General features: G+C 72.3%; 16 protein-coding genes. 10 read left to right on the top strand and 6 right to left on the bottom strand.

Going from position 1 to position 18,940, the window contains the following annotated elements; all coding sequences use genetic code 11:
• Positions 1-38: 38 nt before the first annotated feature.
• From ACGFQ9_RS36575 to ACGFQ9_RS36565, 3 genes are all read left to right on the top strand, one after another.
• The gene (locus ACGFQ9_RS36575; RefSeq protein WP_393580044.1) at positions 39-590 is read left to right on the top strand and encodes a GNAT family N-acetyltransferase; all 552 of its coding nucleotides are present in this window, start codon (positions 39-41) and stop codon (positions 588-590) included.
• 60 nt (positions 591-650) lie between these two features.
• Positions 651-962 (top strand): DUF4229 domain-containing protein, encoded by a 312-nt coding sequence (locus tag ACGFQ9_RS36570; RefSeq protein ID WP_393580043.1) that lies wholly within the window; start codon positions 651-653, stop codon positions 960-962.
• Between the two features lie 418 nt (positions 963-1,380).
• On the top strand, positions 1,381-2,706 hold the full coding sequence (locus tag ACGFQ9_RS36565; RefSeq protein WP_393580041.1) for a dicarboxylate/amino acid:cation symporter: 1,326 nt from the start codon (positions 1,381-1,383) through the stop codon (positions 2,704-2,706).
• A gap of 72 nt (positions 2,707-2,778) precedes the next feature.
• Here ACGFQ9_RS36565 and ACGFQ9_RS36560 read toward each other — a convergent pair whose 3' ends face one another.
• From ACGFQ9_RS36560 to ACGFQ9_RS36550, 3 genes are read right to left on the bottom strand one after another with little or no spacing between them, the layout of a single operon-like run.
• A complete protein-coding gene (locus tag ACGFQ9_RS36560) occupies positions 2,779-3,087 on the bottom strand; it encodes a hypothetical protein (RefSeq protein ID WP_393580039.1) in 309 nt (102 codons plus the stop codon).
• Between the two features lie 28 nt (positions 3,088-3,115).
• Positions 3,116-4,516: a hypothetical protein gene (locus ACGFQ9_RS36555; RefSeq protein WP_393580038.1), complete on the bottom strand. Its 1,401-nt coding sequence runs from the start codon at positions 4,514-4,516 to the stop codon at positions 3,116-3,118.
• Entirely contained in the window at positions 4,513-4,971 is a 459-nt protein-coding gene (locus ACGFQ9_RS36550; RefSeq protein WP_393580036.1) for a hypothetical protein, read from the bottom strand. Before ACGFQ9_RS36550 ends, ACGFQ9_RS36555 begins: the two co-directional genes overlap by 4 nt.
• A 291-nt stretch (positions 4,972-5,262) precedes the next feature.
• Here ACGFQ9_RS36550 and ACGFQ9_RS36545 point away from each other — a divergent pair, with 291 nt between their 5' ends.
• Complete coding sequence (locus tag ACGFQ9_RS36545; RefSeq protein WP_393580035.1) at positions 5,263-7,101, top strand: AMP-dependent synthetase/ligase; 1,839 nt, start codon at positions 5,263-5,265, stop codon at positions 7,099-7,101.
• A 47-nt stretch (positions 7,102-7,148) separates the two neighbouring features.
• Here ACGFQ9_RS36545 and ACGFQ9_RS36540 read toward each other — a convergent pair whose 3' ends face one another.
• The gene (locus ACGFQ9_RS36540) at positions 7,149-8,315 is read right to left on the bottom strand and encodes a serine hydrolase domain-containing protein (protein WP_393580034.1); all 1,167 of its coding nucleotides are present in this window, start codon (positions 8,313-8,315) and stop codon (positions 7,149-7,151) included.
• A 56-nt stretch (positions 8,316-8,371) separates the two neighbouring features.
• Positions 8,372-9,043, bottom strand: a complete 672-nt coding sequence (locus ACGFQ9_RS36535) for a DUF4097 family beta strand repeat-containing protein (RefSeq protein WP_393580033.1) — start codon at positions 9,041-9,043, stop codon at positions 8,372-8,374.
• 495 nt (positions 9,044-9,538) lie between these two features.
• On the opposite strand from ACGFQ9_RS36535, the gene ACGFQ9_RS36530 reads away from it, so the two are divergent.
• Together ACGFQ9_RS36530 and ACGFQ9_RS36525 are read left to right on the top strand one after the other, a co-directional pair.
• Complete coding sequence (locus ACGFQ9_RS36530; protein ID WP_393580031.1) at positions 9,539-10,909, top strand: alpha/beta hydrolase; 1,371 nt, start codon at positions 9,539-9,541, stop codon at positions 10,907-10,909.
• Between the two features lie 213 nt (positions 10,910-11,122).
• The gene (locus ACGFQ9_RS36525) at positions 11,123-12,838 is read left to right on the top strand and encodes a lytic transglycosylase domain-containing protein (RefSeq protein ID WP_393580029.1); all 1,716 of its coding nucleotides are present in this window, start codon (positions 11,123-11,125) and stop codon (positions 12,836-12,838) included.
• A 165-nt stretch (positions 12,839-13,003) separates the two neighbouring features.
• Here the strand turns inward: ACGFQ9_RS36525 and ACGFQ9_RS36520 are convergent, their stop codons facing one another.
• Positions 13,004-13,207: a cold-shock protein gene (locus ACGFQ9_RS36520; protein WP_027749613.1), complete on the bottom strand. Its 204-nt coding sequence runs from the start codon at positions 13,205-13,207 to the stop codon at positions 13,004-13,006.
• Between the two features lie 237 nt (positions 13,208-13,444).
• Between ACGFQ9_RS36520 and ACGFQ9_RS36515 the strand changes: the two genes are divergently transcribed.
• The 4 genes from ACGFQ9_RS36515 to ACGFQ9_RS36500 all read left to right on the top strand — a co-directional run bounded on the left by ACGFQ9_RS36515 (position 13,445) and on the right by ACGFQ9_RS36500 (position 18,489).
• Positions 13,445-14,299 carry a menaquinone biosynthetic enzyme MqnA/MqnD family protein gene (locus ACGFQ9_RS36515; RefSeq protein WP_393580027.1) on the top strand — a complete coding sequence of 285 codons (855 nt, stop codon included), beginning with the start codon at positions 13,445-13,447 and terminating at the stop codon, positions 14,297-14,299.
• A gap of 277 nt (positions 14,300-14,576) precedes the next feature.
• Positions 14,577-16,565, top strand: a complete 1,989-nt coding sequence (locus ACGFQ9_RS36510) for a serine/threonine-protein kinase (RefSeq protein WP_393580026.1) — start codon at positions 14,577-14,579, stop codon at positions 16,563-16,565.
• Positions 16,566-16,628: 63 nt separating this feature from the next.
• Positions 16,629-17,828: a cyclic dehypoxanthinyl futalosine synthase gene (mqnC, locus tag ACGFQ9_RS36505; RefSeq protein ID WP_393580024.1), complete on the top strand. Its 1,200-nt coding sequence runs from the start codon at positions 16,629-16,631 to the stop codon at positions 17,826-17,828.
• A 10-nt stretch (positions 17,829-17,838) separates the two neighbouring features.
• Positions 17,839-18,489: a hypothetical protein gene (locus ACGFQ9_RS36500; RefSeq protein ID WP_393580022.1), complete on the top strand. Its 651-nt coding sequence runs from the start codon at positions 17,839-17,841 to the stop codon at positions 18,487-18,489.
• The last annotated feature ends 451 nt before the right edge of the window (positions 18,490-18,940 follow it).

Here is an 18,940-nt window from a genome sequence, read left to right as displayed (position 1 = left end):
ACTGGCACACGGGCATAGGTAATAGATACTCTTCGGGTATGACCCTTACTGCCACCGCATCGCCCACTGGCCTCGTCTTCACCCTGGACCCGTCGGTCGGCCCCGCCCTCCACGAGGGCATCCTCGACCTGTGGACGGACGTCTCCAACGCGGGCGGCGCCGTGGGCTTCGTCCCGCCGGTCGTCCGGGACGACATCCGCCCGCAGCTGGTCAAGCAGCTCGCCGCGGTCGCCGACGGCGGCAGCCGGCTGGTCGTCGGCCGCGACGCGGACGGCCGCGTCGTGGCCACCGCCTTCCTCACCCTCAACACCCACCGCCTGATGACGCACTGGCTGTGGGCCTACACGGTCATGGTCCACCCCGCTCTCCAGGGCCGGGGCGCCGGCCGCGCCCTGATGGCCGCGGTCGCCGACGCGGCCCGCACCCTCGACGGCATCGAGGCCATCCGCCTCAACTGCCGCGGCGGCCTCGGCCTCGAACGCTTCTACGAGTCCTGCGGCTACACGGAGGTCGGCCGCGTCCCCGCCGCCATCCGCGTCGCCCCGGACGACGACCGCGACGACATCACCCTCCTCCTCCCGCTGAACTGATCCAGAACCCGGCGTGCTTCACTGGACGGGCACGGACCGATGTGAAGAAATGGGGTCAGCGTGGCAGGCAAGCCGAACGCAGCCATCCGATACACCGCGATGCGGCTCGGCATCTTCGCCGGGTGCTTCCTCGTCGCCTTCGTCCTGGTGCGGCTCCGGTGGGTGCCGGCCGGGCTGGGCGATGCCAATCTCGCCTGGGTCGTGCTGCTCTCGCTGCTGCTGTCCGCGCCGCTGTCCTTCGTGTTGCTCCGCCGGCAGCGCGAGGAGATGTCCGAGCAGATCTCCGGACGGGTCGAGGGTGCGAAGCGCAAGCTGGCCGAGAACCGCAGCCAGGAGGACGCGGCCGACGACGCCGCGCGCGCCGGTTCTTAAGGGTCGCCACGCGCCGTCCGGCGCTTGTTGGTTTCATCACACACTTAAACGTGCCGAACTGCCCCGGTGCTGGGTCCTACCGCCCCAGCGCTGGGGCAGCGGTGTTTTCCGCGGTCGTTCCGGGCCGCCATGGCTCAAAGCGATACTTTGAGATTCTCAAAGGAGAAGTGTTAGCGTCATCGGCATGTTGACGACAGCCGCGCCTCCGATGGTCATGAGCACCCTGCTCGTGACGCGCCTGCACGTCGATCTCTGCCGCCGCGTGTCCGCGGCCTGTTGCTGTTCGCAATAGCTGCGCCTTCCGCGTTCAGCAGCGGTCCCGGCCGGGCATTCCTGGCTGCCGCACCGCAACACCACCTCGCAGAAACCCCGCTTGCTTCTCCACGCTTTGCCGTGCGTCAAAACCCGGAGTGTGCCCGTGTCCGCGACAGCGACCACGCCCCCCAAGTCCCCCGCCAGGCCCGCGCTGAAGTTCCCCTTCTGGGCCCAGATCGTCACCGGCCTCGTGCTCGGCGTCCTCCTCGGCTGGCTCGCCCGCAGCCAGGACGTCAGCTGGCTGACCACCACCCTGGAGAAGGTCGGCGACATCTTCGTCCAGCTGCTGAAGCTGGCCGTGGCCCCGCTGGTCTTCTTCGCCATCCTGGTGTCGATCACCAATCTCCGGAAGGTCAACAACGCCGCCCGGCTGGCCTCCCGCACCCTGCTCTGGTTCATGATCACCTCGCTGATCGCGGTGGGCATCGGCCTCGCCATCGGCCTGCTGACCGACCCCGGCTCCGGCACAGGCCTCACCCCGGCCGACGGCAAGGAGCCCAAGCGGACCGGCTCCTGGATCGACTTCCTGACCGGCATCGTGCCGACCGACGTCATCACGCCCTTCACCGAGCTGAACGTCCTGCAGATCGTCTTCATGGCCGCCGTCGCCGGCATCGCCGCCCTCCAGCTCGGCGAGAAGGCCCAGCCGGTGCTGAACCTCGCCGAGTCCGTCCTGGAGCTGCTGCAGAAGGCCCTGTGGTGGGTCATCCGCCTGGCCCCGATCGGCACCGTCGGCCTGATCGGCACCGCCATCGCCTCGTACGGCTGGGAACTCATCGGCAAGTACGCCACCTTCACCGCCGACGTCTACATCGGCTCGGCGCTCGTGATGTTCGGTGTCTACCCCCTGCTGCTCGCCACCGTCGCCAAGGTCAACCCGCTGCAGTTCTACAAGGGCGCCTGGCCCGCCATCCAGCTGGCCTTCGTCTCCCGCTCCTCGGTCGGCACCATGCCGGTCACCCAGAAGGTCACCGAGCGCCTCGGCGTCCCGAAGGAGTACGCCTCCTTCGCCGTGCCGTTCGGCGCCACCACCAAGATGGACGGCTGCGCCGCGATCTACCCGGCGCTCGCCGCGATCTTCATCGCGAACATCTTCGACGTGCAGCTGGGCATCAAGGAGTACCTGCTCATCGCCTTCGTCTCGGTGGTCGGCTCCGCCGCCACCGCCGGCCTCACCGGCGCCACGGTCATGCTCACCCTGACCCTGTCCACGCTGGGCCTCCCGCTCGCCGGCGTCGGCCTGCTGATGGCCATCGACCCGATCCTGGACATGATCAGGACGGCCACCAACGTCGCCGGCCAAGCCCTCGTGCCCGTCGTGGTCTCCGCCCGGGAGGGCATCCTGGACAAGGAGGCCTACGCCTCCGCCTCCGCCTCCCCGCTGGACGAGGTCTCCCCGCAGGCCGCCCCGGCCGCCGCCGCGGCCTGACCCCCCGGCGTCGCCTAGCGCGCACGCACCGCGGCCCCCGCCACCATCCGGCGGGGGCCGCGGTGCGTGTACTCAGACCGTTTGCGCGCGGAGTAGGGCGACCGCCGCGAGCAGCAGGGGGAGGGCGTACCACCAGCGGCCCATGGTGCGGCGGAAGACCGGGGTGAGGGTGATCAGCAGGCCGAGCCCGCACAGCACCGCCGACACCACGCCCAGGGCCTGTACGTCCTCCCGGAACGGGTGGTCGCGGGGGCCCGGGTCGGCGATCAGGGCGAGGACGAGGAAGTAGACGGCGGGCGCGTAGAGGAGGGTGAGGGGGACGCCGAGGACCCAGCGCAGGCAGCCCTGGTCCTCGGGCAGGTCGATGTTCTCGCGTGGCATCAGCGCACCCCCTCCCTCACCGGCTCCGTCATCGCATGGCCTCCCGTACCTTGCCGAGGTTGTCGCGGAAATCATCGCCGTAGTCCTGGGCCTTCTTCGATTCCCAGTACGGGCCGCCGTTGTAGCGGGCGGCGATCTCCTGCATCTGGTCCGGGGTCAGCCGGTCGGCGGGTACGTCGGCCAGGCCGGTCTCCGCCTTGATCTGCGCCAGGAAGCCGGCCGCGACGAAGGCGTTCTGCTTCGGGTCCTGCAGCGCCGACTGCACCACCCGCTGCTGCTGCTCCGTCATGTGCTCCGGGTCGTAGCCGAGCACCTCCGCGCCCCGCCGCAGCTGGATGGCGATCGGCCCGAAGGAGGTCTCGTCCACCTCGCCGCCCAGCCGTCCCGGAAGGTTCCGGGCCGTGATCGGGCTCAGGCCCCAGGGGGCGTCCGCGGACCGGCGGAAGAAGTCCACGCCGTTGTCCACGAGGCCCGGGCTGCCCGCGATCTCCTTCCACGCGATCCCGGCGACCAGCTCCTCGGGCACCCCCGAGTGCCGGGCCGCGGCCCGCAGCACCTCCTTGTTCCGGGAGATCCACTCGGCCTTCTCCCCGTCGCCCGAGGGCGGCAGCCAGAAGGTGTCCTCGGCCTCGGGAAGTCCCGCCACCCGGGTCCGGATGTCCTCCAGGCGGGGCGAGACCAGGGTGTCCATGCCGACCGGGCCGGTCACCCCGGACTTCGGGCCGCTGCCGGGCAGGCGGGTGAGCGGGTTCGTACGGGCCTCCTCGGTCTCGCGGCGCAGGTCGGCCATCGCCGAGGGGAGGTCGGGGCGCGCGCCCGATCCCTTCACCTCGAACTCCGGCAGCAGCTCGTACGCCTGCTTCATGGCGTGCGTGCACACCGCGCGGGCCTCGGACTCGGTGGTCCTGGCCCGGTGGAAGAACCCGCCGGCGGTGTCGTGCAGCGCGTCGGCCCGTTCGCGGATGTCGTCGACGTCCATGGTGAGTTCGGCCAGGCCGTCGAGGAAGCCGGTGGTGGCCCGCATGTCCTCCCACTGGCGCATGGGCTCGGCCCGCTGTGCGGTGCGGGTGACGGCCGTGCCCTTGGTGGCGATGAGCGCGGCGAGTTTCCGCTCGGCGTCCGTGCCGTCGGCGTAGTGCGCCTTGGCGGTGGCCAGCGCCAGCGCGTAGGCGTGCAGGGCGCTCGCCGCCTTGTCGAAGCCCTCCGCCAGCTGCTCGACGAGCTTGCGGGTCTCGGAGAGGCGCCCGGTGTAGGCGCCGCTGTGCGCGCTGTGCCATTCGGTGCCGGTCTCGGCGCGGCGGGCGGGCGCGCCGGCCTCGACGAGCAGGTCGCGGAGCCGCCGGAACTCCCGGGCGTTGCGCTCGACGAGCGGAGGATTGCACTCCGCGAGGAACTCGACGTCCTTGCGGAAGGCCAGTCCGTCGGTCACCGGTCCTCCGGTGCGGCATAGCGCCCGGACGACAGCAGCCGGTCCAGGAAGGCGCGGGCGGTGTCGTCGTCGACCCCGGCGAACTGCGTGCCGGCGGTCCTCAGGCGGGTGCCGAGGGCGGCGAACAGGGCCACCGTGTCCTGGTACTGGTCGTCGGCGAACCGGCTGAAGCGGAGGACCTGTTCGGCCACGTCCTCGTGGGCGCGGGGGGCGCGGGCCATGGTGGCGGCTTCGCCGTCGGGGCGGCCCTCGTGGAGGAGGGCGGCGATCTCGACGAGCAGGTTCGCGTTGCCGTTGATGGAGGAGCGGTCGGCGACCAGGCTGTCCGCCCCGGCCGCCCCTGCCCCGGAACCCCCTCCGGATCCGGCCGAGTTCAGCCGGGTGGCGGGCGGACCCGCCGCCAGTCTGGTACGGGCGACGGCCTTCTGCCGTGCCCATTCCGCTTCGAACGACATGCTGTTGTTCCTGTCCCGCTCCTGGAACCCTGTCCTGGTTCCGCGCGTTCGGTGCTGCCCGGACGCGACGGTGGTCGCCGGTTCCGGTAGTTGTGTTCACGCCAAACGGCGGGGTGGCGGTTGCAGGGGCGTGGACCTGGCGTGGACGTGCCGTGGGCGTGCGGGGGGCATGGCGTGCACGTGCCGTACGAGGGGTGTTCAGGGCCGGGTGGGGGTACGTAGATTACCGGCGGTAACCCCCGTGTGCGGCGGGGGTGTGCTCGAAGTACGAGGAGGACCGCCGTGGATGCCATGGCTGCAGAGCCCGTGAAGACCGTGCTCGGCGGGGTGGTCAGGGAAGTGGCGGTGCCCGCGCTGGCGCCGGTGCCGATGGCCGGATCACTCGGGGACATCCCCTACGACAACGAACGTGCGGCACCCGGCGAGGCCGTGCTCGCCCGCAGGCAGGAGGACGGCTCCTGGCGGGACGTGACCGCGGCCGAGTTCGCCGCCGAGGTCACCGCCGTGGCCAAGGGGCTGATCGCCGAAGGGCTGCAGCCAGGCGCCCGGATCGCCATCATGGCCCGCACCACCTACGAGTGGACCCTGCTCGACTTCGCGGCATGGGCCGCCGGGCTGGTGACCGTACCGGTCTACCCCACCTCCTCGGCCCTCCAGACCCGCTACGTCCTCCAGGACTCCGGGGCCGCCGCCTGCGTGGTCGAGGACACCGACCAGGCGCGGATGATCAGCGCCGACCGGGCCGCCCTGCCCGGCCTGCTGAACCTGTGGGCCTTCGACACCGGCGCGCTCGGCCAGCTGGCCAGGGCCGGGGCGCACCTGCCCGACGCGCTCGTGCACGAGCGCCGCCGGGCCCGTACGCCCGAGTCCGTCGCCACGCTCGTCTACACCTCCGGCACCACCGGAGCGCCCAAGGGCTGCGTGATCACCCACGGCAATTTCTTCGCCGAGGTGGACAACGCGATCGAGCTGCTGCACCCCGTCTTCAAGGCGGGCAGCAAGGACCCGGCGTCCACCCTGCTCTTCCTGCCGCTCGCCCACGTCTTCGGCCGGATGGTCGCCATCGGCTGCCTGCGCGCCCGGGTCAAGCTCGCCCACGCGCCCAGCATCGACAGCGAGGACCTGCTGGCGGACCTGGCGACCTTCCGGCCGACCTTCCTGCTCGCCATCCCCCACGTCCTGGAGAAGGTCTACAACACCGCCCGCGCCACCGCCGAGAAGATGGGCCGCGCCTCCTCCTTCGACCGCGCCGCCCGGATCGCCCAGCGGTTCGGCGGGGCGGACGGGGGCAAGGCCCCGGGGCTCGGGGCGCGCGCCGCGCGGGCCCTCTACGATCCGCTGGTCTACCGGCGGATGCGGGACGCGCTCGGCGGCCGGGTCCGTTACGTGATCAGCGGCGGCTCCCCGCTCGGGACGCGCCTCGCCGCCTTCTACACCGGGGCCGGCGTCGAGGTCTTCGAGGGCTACGGGCTCACCGAGACCACCGGCGCCAGCACCGTCACCCCGCCGCGGCAGCCGCGCCTGGGGACGGTGGGCCGGCCCCTGCCCGGCACGGCCGTACGGATCGCCGACGACGGCGAGGTGCTGCTGTACGGGCGGCACGTCTTCGCCGGGTACTGGAACGACCCGCAGCCCATGCCGGCGGGGCAGTGGCTGGCCACCGGCGACATCGGGGAGCTCGACGCCGACGGCTATCTCACCATCACCGGCCGGAAGAAGGACCTGATCATCACCTCCGGCGGCAAGAACGTCGCCCCCGCGCCGCTGGAGGACTGGCTGCGGGCCCACCCGCTGGTCGGCCAGTGCATGGTCTTCGGCGACAACCGCCCCTACGTGACCGCGCTGATCACCCTGGAGCCGGACGGGATCGCGCACTGGCGGCTGATGCGCCGGAAGGAGGGGATGCCGATGACTCGGCTCGTGCAGGACCCCGAGCTGCTGGAGGAGATCCAGCGGGCCGTCGACCAGGCGAACACGCTCGTGTCGCGGTCGGAGTCGATCCGGCGCTTCACCGTCCTGCCGGGACAGTTCACGGAGACCCGCGGGCACCTGACCCCGTCCCTGAAGATGCGCCGGGCGGCGATCGCCCGCGACCACGAGGACGAGATCAACGCCCTGTACGAGGACTGACGCGCCGGAGGAGGCCACCGGTGCGTACCGGCCCGGTCGGTACGTGCTCAGTCCGAGGTCCCGGTCGTCCCGGTCGTCCCGGTGGTCCCGGCCGACCCGGTCGCCCGGGCCTGCCCACCGCAGAACACCTCGCTGACGAGCCGCTGCTGCGCCTTCCCGAACGCCGCCCCGGCCTGGGCGTGGTCGAGCCGGGCGTCGCCGGTGGTCAGCGAGGCGATCAGGGTCGTGCGGCCGTCGGGCGAGCCGTACATCAGGGTTCCCCAGCCCCAGAAGCCGCCGTTGTGGGTGAAGACCGTGTCGCCGCAGTCCGTCTCCTGCACGAACAGGCCGAGGCCGTATCCGAGTTCGGGGTGCGGTGTGCGCATCTCGGCCAGCAGCGGGGCCGGCACGATCTTGCCGCTCATCAGTGCGGAGAAGAAGGTGTGCAGGTCCCGGGTGGTCGAGATCATGTCGCCGGCTGCGGAGATCCAGGAGGGGTTCGCGCGGGTGACGTCGACCGTCCGCCACTCGCCGGCGTCGTCCCGGTAGGTGTAGTAGCCGTGGGCGTGGGGCTCGGCGATCTCCGGCGAGGCGTCCGGCACCACGGTGTCCGACAGGCCGAGCGGCTCCAGGATCCGCTGCCGCATCTCCTCGGCGAACGGGCGGCCGCCGGCCTTCTCGACCAGCAGCCTGGCCAGGACGTAGTTGGTGTTGGAGTAGCTCCAGCCGGTACCCGGCTCGAACCGTGCGGGCTTGGACAGCGCCGACCGTACGAGGTCTTCGGGGCGGTGGACGCGGAACAGGTCGTCCACCCACTCCTGGCCCTGCCACGGGATCCCCGGCGCGGTCGTCCCGTCCTCGTAGTACTCGCCGGTGTGGTTGAACAGCCCGCTGGTGTGCTGAAGCAGCATCCGGACCGTGATCCGCCGGTCCAGCCCGAACTCGGGCAGGTGGTCGTCGACCGGGCCGTCCAGCCCGAACAGGCCCTCGGCCACCAGGCTCAGCACCAGGGCCGCGGTGAAGGTCTTGGTGTTGCTGCCGATCCGGAAGCGGCCGTCCGTCGGCGGCTCGGCGCTCTCGCCCAGCCTGGCGACCCCGGCACTGCCGGTCCATTCGCCCCGCTCGTCGTTCACGCGCAGCTGTACGCCGGCGAAACCGGACTCGACGATCTCCAAGAGGGCCTTGTGCAGCTCAGGGCGGTCCTGCCGGGCAGCGGCCTTCGGCGTGAGGGACATGGCGGTGTGCTCCTTGGGTCGTGGGGGAACGGCGATCGAGCGGGACGGACGGGCCTTCAGGCGCTGCGGGCGGTGATGTTGCCGTAGGTGGTGGTGGCGTCGATGTGGAGGGCGGCGGCCGGGCCGTCGGTGTTGCCGAGGCTGTTGAGGATGCGGCCGTAGGAGGTACCGGCGTCGAGGGTGGCCGAGACGCCACGGGCCGCGCCGACGGTGATGTCGCCGTGCTCGGTGCGCAGGGTGAGGACGCCCTGGCGGGCCTCGGCGATGTTCAGGTCGCCCTTGAGGGTGGTGATCTGCGCGGGGCCGGCCAGGAGGCCGACGGAGATGTCACCGGACTGGAGGGTGACGCGGGCGCCGGCGGTCTCGTCGAGCTTCACGGTGCCCTGGGCGGACTCGAAGACGACCTCGCCCAGGCGTCCCACGCCGCGGAGTTCGGCGGCGGCGGTCCTGGCCCGGACGCGGGAGCCGGCGGGCAGCTGGACGGTCACCTCGACGGCTCCGGACTGGCCGAAGGCCTTGTTGCCCGCCTCGGGGGCCGTGATCCGCAGGACGCCGTCGGCGTAGGAGACCTCGGTGCGCTCGGCGGCCTTCACGTCCGCGCTCTTGGCGGTGCTGACCGGCAGGACCTCGACCGTGGTGTCGGTGCGGTCGGCGGCGATGAACCGGATACGGCCCGCGGGGATCTCCAGGACGGCGGAGACGGCGGTGGTGGTGGCGAACTGCTGCATGGCTCTCTCCTGCTGCTCGTTGCTTGCGGTCGGCGTTTCCGACAGGCGAAACGCTAAGTTGCGTTCATGGTTATCGCAACGTGCTTGTTGCGTCTGATTGGTATCTATGCAGTTCAAGCGTGCAATTTCGTTGCAACGTTCCTGTGGGTAATGCAACGAGCAGCGGTTTGTTCGTTGCAATGGAATGAGGGTGAACGCGAAGCTGCGGGGGTGGCGGGCGGCGCCTATGGTGGGTCGGAGGAGCGGGGGGTGCCTGCGGGAGGTGCCGTGTACCTCTTTCGTTCCGCCGGGCGGCCGCGGGGCCGGGCCCGGTGCCGAGTCCGGGCCCGAGTCCGGGGTCGGGTGGCGGGTGCCGCCGCCGTCGCCGTGTGCTGTGCGCTGCTGACCGGGGGGACGGGGGCGGCCGTCCCCGAGCCCGCCGGCGACCCGGGCATCCGGTGGGGGGAGTGCCCCGTGTCGCCGGCGCCCGCGGACATGCGGTGCGGGACCCTGACCGTGCCGCTCGATCACACCCGCCCGGAGGCCGGCAGCCTCGGGCTGGCCGTCGCCACGCTGCCCGCCACCGGCCGCGAGCGGCTCGGATCCCTCGTACTGAACTTCGGCGGGCCGGGCGCGCCCGGCGTCGAGACCCTCGCCGCGCACGGGCAGGAGTTCGCCGACCTCCGCGAGGAGTACGACCTCGTCGCCTTCGACCCGCGCGGGGTCGGACACAGCGCGCCGGTCAGCTGCGGCGGCTCCCTGGAGCCCGATGAACCGGACGCGTCGGATACGTCAGGCGCGCCGGACGGGCCCGACGCCGACGACCCCGCCGCGCAGCTCGCCGGCCTGCGGGCCGTCGCCGAACGCTGCGTACGCCACTCCGGGCCGGTCCTCGGCTACATGGGCACCGTCCACGTGGCGCGCGACCTGGACCTCCTGCGCCGGGCCCTCGGCGAACGGAAGCTCCACTACCTCGGCTTCTCGTACGGCACCCGGATCGGCGTCGCGTACGCCGCCCAATTCCCGCGGCAGACCGGCCGGATGGCCCTCGACGGGGTCGACACGATCGCCGAACCGCTCGCCGAGCAGGCCCTCGCCTCGGCCGGAGGCCAGCAGCAGGCCCTCGACAACTTCCTCGCCTGGTGCGCCCGGCAGGACGACTGCGTGTACGGGAACAACACCCGCAGCGCGAAGGGGAAGGTGGCCGCCCTGGTGGCCCGGCTCGACCGGGACCCGCTGCCGGACGGCCACGGCTGGTACTTCACCGGCCAGGACGCGGTCGCCGCGATCGCGGTCGCCCTGTACTCCAAGGACAACTGGCCCGGCCTGGCCCGCGGTTTGCGGATGGCCGAGAGCTACCGCGACCCGGGCGGTCTGCTGGACCTCGTGGGAGGCGGCGAGGAGAGCCCCGCGCCGCCCGAAGACGGCGTGCCCCGGGACAACGGACTGGCCGCTCTCGCCGCCGTCAACTGCGCGGACGACCCCGACCGGGGCGATGCCGGGACCGGCCCGGAGGCCCTGTGGCGGGAGACCCTGGAACTGGAGGACGCGTTCCGGAAGGCCTCACCGGTCTTCGGCCCGGCCCAGCTGATGACCGTACTGTCCTGCTACGGGCGGCCGCGCGGCAGCGACTTCCTGCGGAGGATCGACCGGCCTCCGGGCATCCCGCGCATGCTGCTGGTCGGCACCCGGGGCGACCCGGCCACCCCCTACCGCTGGACCGAGGAGACCGCGCGGCGGCTCGGCCCCGCGGCGGTGATCCTGGACTACAAGGGCGACGGGCACACCGGGTACACGGCCTCCGCGTGCGTACGCGGCCGGGTGAACGCCTTCCTCCTCGACGGCGAACTCCCGCACGGCACCCGCTCCTGCCCCGCGGATGGCTGACCACCCCACCGGGGACGGCGAGGGGCGAGGGGCATAGCCTCCCTCAACGGGCATTGCGGGCAGGGGTGTGGGCGGTGAGGGCGGGCTCGGGTGTTCGGTGCGGGAAGAGTTGGCGAAAGGTGCGCCACAATCTGCCGGGGGGACGGCGAGTCGCGGCCGACCACCTGATAAACAGGGGATATTCACAGCTCGTCTTGGGGGGATCGCCGCACTGTGAAGCCTCTTCACCGACACTTCGTCAGCACATCACGCAAGGTGCTCTGCACGGCCGCGCTCGCAGCCAGCCTGACCACGGCAGCCGTCGTCACCAACGCCCCGGTCGCCGACGCCGGTGAGTCCGAGCCCACGCCGGACAGCCCGCAGGCGAAAGACCGCGGCAACGCACGCCTGGACCTGCCCGACCTGGTCGCCGACCCGGCGAAGCCGGGCGCCGGCAGCCCGCCCGGGACCGGGCAGGGGGGTGTCGGCATTCCGGCGACCGCGCTGGAGGCGTACCAGCGGGCGGAGACCGCCGTCGCCGCCGCGCTGCCCAACTGCAAGCTGCCGTGGCAGCTGCTCGCCGGCATCGGCCGGGTCGAGTCGGTGCACGCTTCCGGGTACGGGCTGAAGGAGGACGGCTACACGACCAAGCCGATCCGCGGCCCCCGCCTGGACGGCAACGGCTTCGCCGAGATCCGGGACACCGACAAGGGCGACTGGGACGCCGACAAGGAGTACGACCGGGCCGTCGGCCCGCTGCAGTTCATCCCGTCCACCTGGGCGACCTGGGGTGCCGACGGCAACGCCGACGGCAAGCGGGACCCGAACAACATCTTCGACGCGGCGCTCGGCGCGGGCCTGTACCTGTGCGCGGGCGACAAGAACCTGTCGAACCCGGAGAGCCTCGACAAGGCGATCCTCAGCTACAACAGGTCGCGCGAGTACGTGAACACCGTGCTCAGCTGGATGAAGCAGTACCAGGGCGGCGCCGGCAGCGTGCCGAACCCGCCCGCCGGCAACTACCCGACCCAGCCGCCGACCGCCCCGCTGCCGCACCCGCAGCAGCCGGCCCCGCCGTACACGCCTCCGGTCCACACGGAGCCGTCGAAGCCCAAGCCGCCGGTCAAGCCGGCCAAGCCGAAGCCGCCGACGAAGCCGTCCAAGCCCAAGCCGCCGCCGGCCACCGTGCGCGGCCTGGAGGTGGTCGGTGACGCCACCCTGTCGGCCGAGGCCGGCGCGGTCTTCCAGCCGTCCTCGAAGGTCAAGGCGGTCCTGAGCGACGGCAAGCCCGCCGTTCGTCAGGTCGTGGTCTTCGAGATCGAGAAGGGTGACACCACCGGCGGCACGGTCTTCGCCAAGGAGGGCAAGAACCACATCGTCGTCCAGACCGACGGCGAGGGCTTCGCCGCCGTGCCGAAGATCAAGGCGGGCCCGGAGGCCGGCACGTACACCCTGAAGGCCAAGCTCTACGGCACCCGGGTGTTCTCGGTGACCTTCGACGGCAAGGTGACCGAGAAGCCGGCGATCACCCGGGTGGGTGACACGCCGCTGGAGGTGCTCGCGGGCGCCAGCTTCCACGAGCAGAAGCTGCTCGTCACGGGGGCCGACGGCAAGCCGGTCGCCGGGTCCGTGCTGACCGCCGCCATGGTCAAGAAGAACGACAAGGGCGAGTGGGTGCCGGTCGCGGAGGACGCGAAGGGCCCGTACTTCGAGGGCAAGGACGGCAAGCAGCTCCGCACCCTGGAACTGCCCGCCACGGACCAGGACGGCCAGGTCACCCTGCCGTGGATCCTGACGAAGGGCCTCACCCCGAAGGAGCCGGTGACGTACCACCTCCGGGTGACCACCGCCGAGGGCCTCGAACTGATCCTCGACCTGAAGGTTAAGCCGAACGAGGCGCCGAGCGAGGCACCGAACGAGGCGCCGGGCGGGACGCCGAACGAGGGCTGAGCCCGGGACGGTTACGGCGGAAGGGCCGCGAGCGCTGCTCGCGGCCCTTCCGTGTTCTCCGCTGCTCGCGGACAAAAGGCAGGAGCCCCGGTGCCTCCGCTTACACGGAGGCGTCGGGGCCCCTTGGGTACTGCTAGATCCAGCCGCGATCCGGCCGGTGGGCGATTAGGCCGGCGTGACGTTCTCGGCCTGCGGGCCCTTCGGGCCCTGCGTGACGTCGAAGTTGACCTGCTGGTTCTCCTCGAGGGAGCGGAAGCCGGTCGCGTTGATCGCGGAGTAGTGGACGAAGACATCCGGGCCGCCGCCGTCCTGGGCGATGAAGCCGAAGCCCTTTTCAGCGTTGAACCACTTCACGGTTCCGGTAGCCATGAGCCCTCCTATGGGCCAAAGGGTCGCCCTGCTCCAGAACCTGCTAAGAAGTCTGAAAACTACAAAAGCCTGCGGGTTACATGCTCCGCAGGCTTCGTACTGCAAGGGAAACCAAACTGCAACTTGCGTCGAGCCTAGCACGCACAGTCCGCGGGAGACCAGAGGGAAAGATCACGTCACCCGGACGTTTGAGACCCTGAGCGATGCTGACGAGGCTCCGGCCGCTAGTCTCGCGATGTGGACCCCTATCGCAGCCGGCCCCGGGTCGGCCACATTCAGTTCCTGAACTGCCTGCCGCTCTACTGGGGCCTGGCCCGGACCGGCACGCTGCTCGATCTGGAGCTGACCAAGGACACCCCCGAAAAGCTCAGCCGGCTGCTGGTCGACGGGGACCTGGACATGGGTCCGATCACCCTCGTGGAGTTCCTCAAGAACGCCGACGAGCTCGTCGCATTCCCTGATCTTGCCGTCGGCTGCGACGGCCCGGTCATGTCCTGCGTGATCGTTTCGCAGCTTCCCCTGGAGCAGCTCGACGGCGCACGCGTCGCCCTCGGTTCCACCTCCCGTACGTCCGTCCGGCTGGCGCAGTTGCTGCTGGCCGAGCAGTACGGCGTACGGCCGGACTACTACAGCTGCCCTCCCGACCTGGGGCTGATGATGCAGGAAGCGGAGGCGGCGGTGCTGATCGGGGACGCCGCACTGCGCGCCTCGCTGCACGATGCGCCCCGGCTCGGCCTCACCGTCCACGACCTCGGGCAGATGTGGAAGGAATGGACCGGACTTCCGTTCGTCTTCGCGGTCTGGGCCGCCCGCCGGGAATATCTGGAACGGGAACCGCTGGTGGTCGAGAAGGTGCACGAGGCGTTCCTCGCCTCCCGGGACCTCTCGCTGGAGGAGGTCGGCAAGGTGGCCGAACAGGCCGCCCGCTGGGAGGCGTTCGACGCGGAGCTGCTGGAGCGGTACTTCACCACGCTCGACTTCCGATTCGGTCCGGATCAGCTCGCCGGGGTAAGGGAATTCGCGCGTTTGACCGGGCCGACGACGGGCTTCCCGTCGGATGTCCGGGTGGCGCTGCTCAGCCGCAATCCGTGAACTGCGGGTTAATTCCTCATATGTAATTCTGTCTTTCGGTGTTCCGTGGACTTCGCCGCCCTGGGGGTGGGGCGTTTCGCGGGGCGGCGTGAAGCGGAATTCCACGGGGCAGCCTTCCGCGGGGCAGCCTTCCGGGGAGCCGCCGGGAGAAGCAGCGTGAGCCGGTGCCCGGGGGCGGTCGTTCCGCTTGGGCCGCGCCGCCGGGGACCCGGGCGTGACCGCCGGGGTGGCACTACTGTGCGGGACGACCGGTTCGTCGTTTCGGGGAGGGGACGTCATGCAGCCGCTGGAGCCCGGGGAGCCGCGGACCATCGGGGCGTACCGGCTGCTGGGCAGACTCGGTGCGGGGGGCATGGGCCGGGTCTACCTGGGCCGCAGCGAGGGCGGCCGGACGGTCGCGGTGAAGATCGTGCACCCGCATTTCGCCTCCGACGACGAGTTCCGCGAGCGGTTCCGGCGCGAGGTGGCGGCCGCACGGCGGGTCGGCGGCGAGTGGACGGCCCCGGTGCTGGACGCCGACCCGGAAGCCCCCGTGCCGTGGGTGGCCACCGGCTACGTGGCCGGCCCCTCGCTGGACCGGGCGGTGGCCTCGCACGGACCGCTGCCCGGGGCGGCGGTGCGGGCGGTCGGCCTGGGGCTGGCGCAGGCGCTGGTGGCGGTGCACGGGCTGGGCCTGGTGCACCGGGACGTGAAGCCCTCGAACGTGCTGCTGACCCTGGACGGGCCCCGGCTGATCGACTTCGGGATCGCCCGGGCCACGGACGGCACGGCCTCGCTGACCTCGACGGGCGTCTCGATCGGTTCGCCGGGCTACATGTCGCCGGAGCAGATCCTCGGCAAGGGAGTGACGGGGGCGGCGGACGTCTTCTCGCTGGGCGCGGTGATGGTCTTCGCGGCGACCGGGCGGCCGCCTTTCAGTGGCGACAACTCCGCGACGCTCCTCTACAAGGTGGTGCACGAGGAGCCGGACCTGAGCGGGCTCCCGGCGGGCGGACTGCGGGAGCTGGCCGCGGCCTGCCTGGCCAAGGCGCCGGGCGACCGTCCGGCCCCGGCCGCCGTCGCGGCGGCCCTGGAGGACGCGCTGGCGGTGCCGGGCTGGCTGCCCGCGCCGCTGGTGGAGGAGGCCAGCCGGGCGGCGGTCCGGCTGCTCGACCTCGACGCTTCCGACGGTTCTGATGTCTCCGGCGCCGATGAGGGCGGTGCGGGTGCCGCCTGGGGCCCCGGCGCCGCGGCCCCGGCCCCGGCGTACGGAGGGTCCGGTGGGCAGTCCGGCGGCCCGGGGGCCTTCGGCCCCGCCGGTCCGGCCTCCGGGCCCGTGCCGTTCACCGCCGCGTCCCACGGCGGACCGGGCGGCCTCGCGGCCGCCGGCGCGGTGCCCGCCCCCGGCCCCACCCCCACCCCCGGGTACGGCTACCCCGGCGCGGCCACCCCGACCTACGGGGGCCCGGCCGGGGCGGGCGGCCCCGGCGGATCGGGTGCCGGGGTCGGTTTCGGCACGCCCGACCCGTCGTACGGCGGCCCCGCGGTCGGCCCGTACGGCTCGCCCACGCAGACCTCGGCCGGGGCCGGCGGCGGGACGGCCGGCGGTCCGTACGGGACGGCCGCCGACGGGGCCGGCGGTGAGGGCCGCCGGGTGACGCTCCGGGCCGCCGGCCGGCGGTTCAGCTGCACCGTGGTGGTGGCAGCGGCGGCCGTGCTCGCCGCCCTGGCCGGCGGGCTCTACAGCATGGAGCTGCTGCCCGGCACCGGAGGGGACCGCCGGGACACCGCGAGCGACAGCCACGGCGGCACCCCGGCCGCCACTCCGCCCAAGGGCGGGACCGACCAGTCGCGCCCCGACCCGAGCACCTCCCCGACCGGCGGGCAGAGCTCCTCCCCGTCTCCGGGCGCCACCGCGGGAACCCGCACCGACGTGCCCCAGGCACTCGTCGGCACCTGGAAGGGCACCGTCACCACCTCCCGGCTCGGCGTCCCCTCCGTCTTCGAGATCACCATCCGCAAGGGCAAGGTGGGCGAGGTGGTCGGCCGGGACAAGTCCGTCCTCGACGTGATCGGCACCGACTGCAGCGGGGACTGGAAGCTCGCCTCCGCCACCGACACCTCGCTCGTCCTCGACACCGCCGGCGGACCCAACCCGGCCCCGGGGATCTGCTCGAACGGTTCGGCCGACGAACGCTTCACCCTCAACCCGAACGGCACCCTGCACTACAAGTCCGGTGACGCGGCTGCCGGGAACCCGGAGGGAGACCTCATCCGCGTGCTGTGACGGCACTGGCGTAGGCTGGCCCGGTCCGGACCTCTTGACACACCGCCGAAGGGTGACGCACCGGTGACCGACCAGGCCGCTCTCCAGTCTGTCCTCGACCGTGCCGCCGCGGGGGGCCGGATCTCCGCGGAGGAGGCCCTCGACCTCTACCGCCACGCGCCGCTGCACGCGCTGGGCTCGGCCGCCGACACCGTGCGCCGCCGCCGCTACGCGGGTACCGAGCACATCGCGACGTACATCATCGAGCGGAACATCAACTACACCAACGTGTGCGTGACGGCCTGCAAGTTCTGCGCCTTCTACGCGGCGCCCAAGGACACCAGGAAGGGCTGGACCCGGGACCTCGACGACATCCTGCGCCGCTGCGCGGAGACCGTGGAGCTCGGCGGCACCCAGATCATGTTCCAGGGCGGCCACCACCCCGACTTCGGCGTCGAGTACTACGAGGAGCACTTCTCCGCCATCAAGAAGGCGTTCCCGCAGCTGGTCATCCACTCCCTCGGCGCGTCCGAGGTCGAGCACATGGCCCGGATCTCCAAGGTGAGCGTGGAGGAGGCGATCCAGCGGATCCACGCAGCGGGCCTGGACTCCTTCGCGGGCGCCGGCGCCGAACTGCTGCCCGCCCGGCCGCGGAAGGCCATCGCTCCGCTCAAGGAGTCCGGCGAGCGCTGGCTGGAGATCATGGAGATCGCGCACGGCCTCGGCGTGGAGTCCACCTCCACCATGCTGATGGGCACCGGCGAGACCAACGCCGAGCGGATCGAGCACCTCCGCATGATCCGTGACGTGCAGGACCGGTCGGGCGGCTTCCGGGCCTTCATCCCGTACACGTACCAGCCCGAGAACAACCACCTCAAGGGCCGCACCCAGGCGACGATCTTCGAGTACCTGCGGATCATCGCGGTGGCCCGGCTCTTCCTCGACAACGTCGCGCACATCCAGGGCTCCTGGCTGACCGTCGGCAAGGAGGCCGGCCAGCTGTCGCTGCACTACGGCGCCGACGACCTGGGCTCGATCATGCTGGAGGAGAACGTGGTCTCCTCCGCCGGTGCCAAGCACCGCTCCAACCGGCACGAGATCATCGACCTGATCCGCAAGGCCGGCCGGGTGCCGGCCCAGCGCGCCACCACGTACGAGCACCTCGCGGTGCACGAGGACCCGGCGAACGACCCGGCCGACCACCGCGTCGTCTCGCACATCTCGTCCATCGCCATCGAGGGCGGCACGGCCCACCCCGAGCTGAAGCTGATCTCCGCGAACTGAGCCGCCGCCGATGCTCACGCTGCACACCGCCGACCTGCTGGTGACCGCGGCCGGCGCCGTACCGCTGGCCGGCGGGGCGGTCCTCGTCGAAGGCGACCGGATCTCCCGGGTCGGCCCGTACGAGGACCTGGCCGTCGCCTACCCGCACGCCCGGGCCCGGCGCTGGCCGGGGCTGCTGACGCCGGGGATGCTGGTGCGGTCCGGCGAGGAGCTGCTGGAGCGCACGTACTACCCGGACGACCCGTACGAGGTCACCGAGCTCGGCGGGGAACCGATCACCGGCACGGCGCTGGACGACCTGAAGCTGACCGAGGCCCGCTGGGGGCACAGCGCCCGGCGCGGCACGCAGAAGCTGCTGGCGCGGGGCGTGGTCGCGGTGGCGGGGCGGTTCACCGTCCCGGCGGTGCGGACGGCGGTGGTCCGCTCGGGCCTGACCGTGGTCCCGCCGGCGGGGGGCGCGGCCACGGGCGCCGCCGCCTCGCTGGACCCCTTCGCGGGCCGTACGGCGGCCGCCGAGGCGTACCACGGCAGCCTGGAACCCGGCGCCCCGGCGCGCTTCGCCGCCTTCGCGGTCCCCGACGAAGCCTCCCTCCTGGCCGAGGGCGCGACGACCTGCGTGGCCACGGTCATCGGCGGCCGCCTCCTCCACCGCCGCCGCTGACCCGCTCCGCGGAGCCCTGCCCGCGGCTCAGCCGATGGCGCGGGCAGGTTTCCCGCCCTGGCCGGGGCGCGACTCAGCGGAGGGTGTGGGCAGGCGTTCCGCAGGGCTTTGCCCCGCCCTGGCCGGGACGCGGCACCGCCGAGGTGTGGGGGGCGGCTCCGCCGGAGGTGTGGGCAGGCGTTCCGCAGGGCGGAACGGGTGGGCACACCGGAACGCCGCTACGCAGGCAACGCTCCTGCCCCACCGAAGCGATGGCCGGGCCCGGCCGCAGCCGCTGCCCCGTGCCCGGGCGGGGCTTCGCCGGCCCCGGCACCGCCGGGAGCGGAGCTCCGCCGGAGCGGGGTCCGACCCCGTCAGCGGGGTCGGGGCGCAGGCACACGCTGCGCGAACCGGCGCGGGCCGGTGTGCCGTGTGCCCACCCGTGCCGCCCTGCGGCACGCCTGCCCACACG

The organism is Streptomyces sp. NPDC048603, assembly GCF_043199475.1.
Lineage (GTDB): Bacteria > Actinomycetota > Actinomycetes > Streptomycetales > Streptomycetaceae > Streptomyces.
Note: the sequence above shows the minus strand (reverse complement) of the source record. Positions and strands in the feature narration are given on the sequence as shown.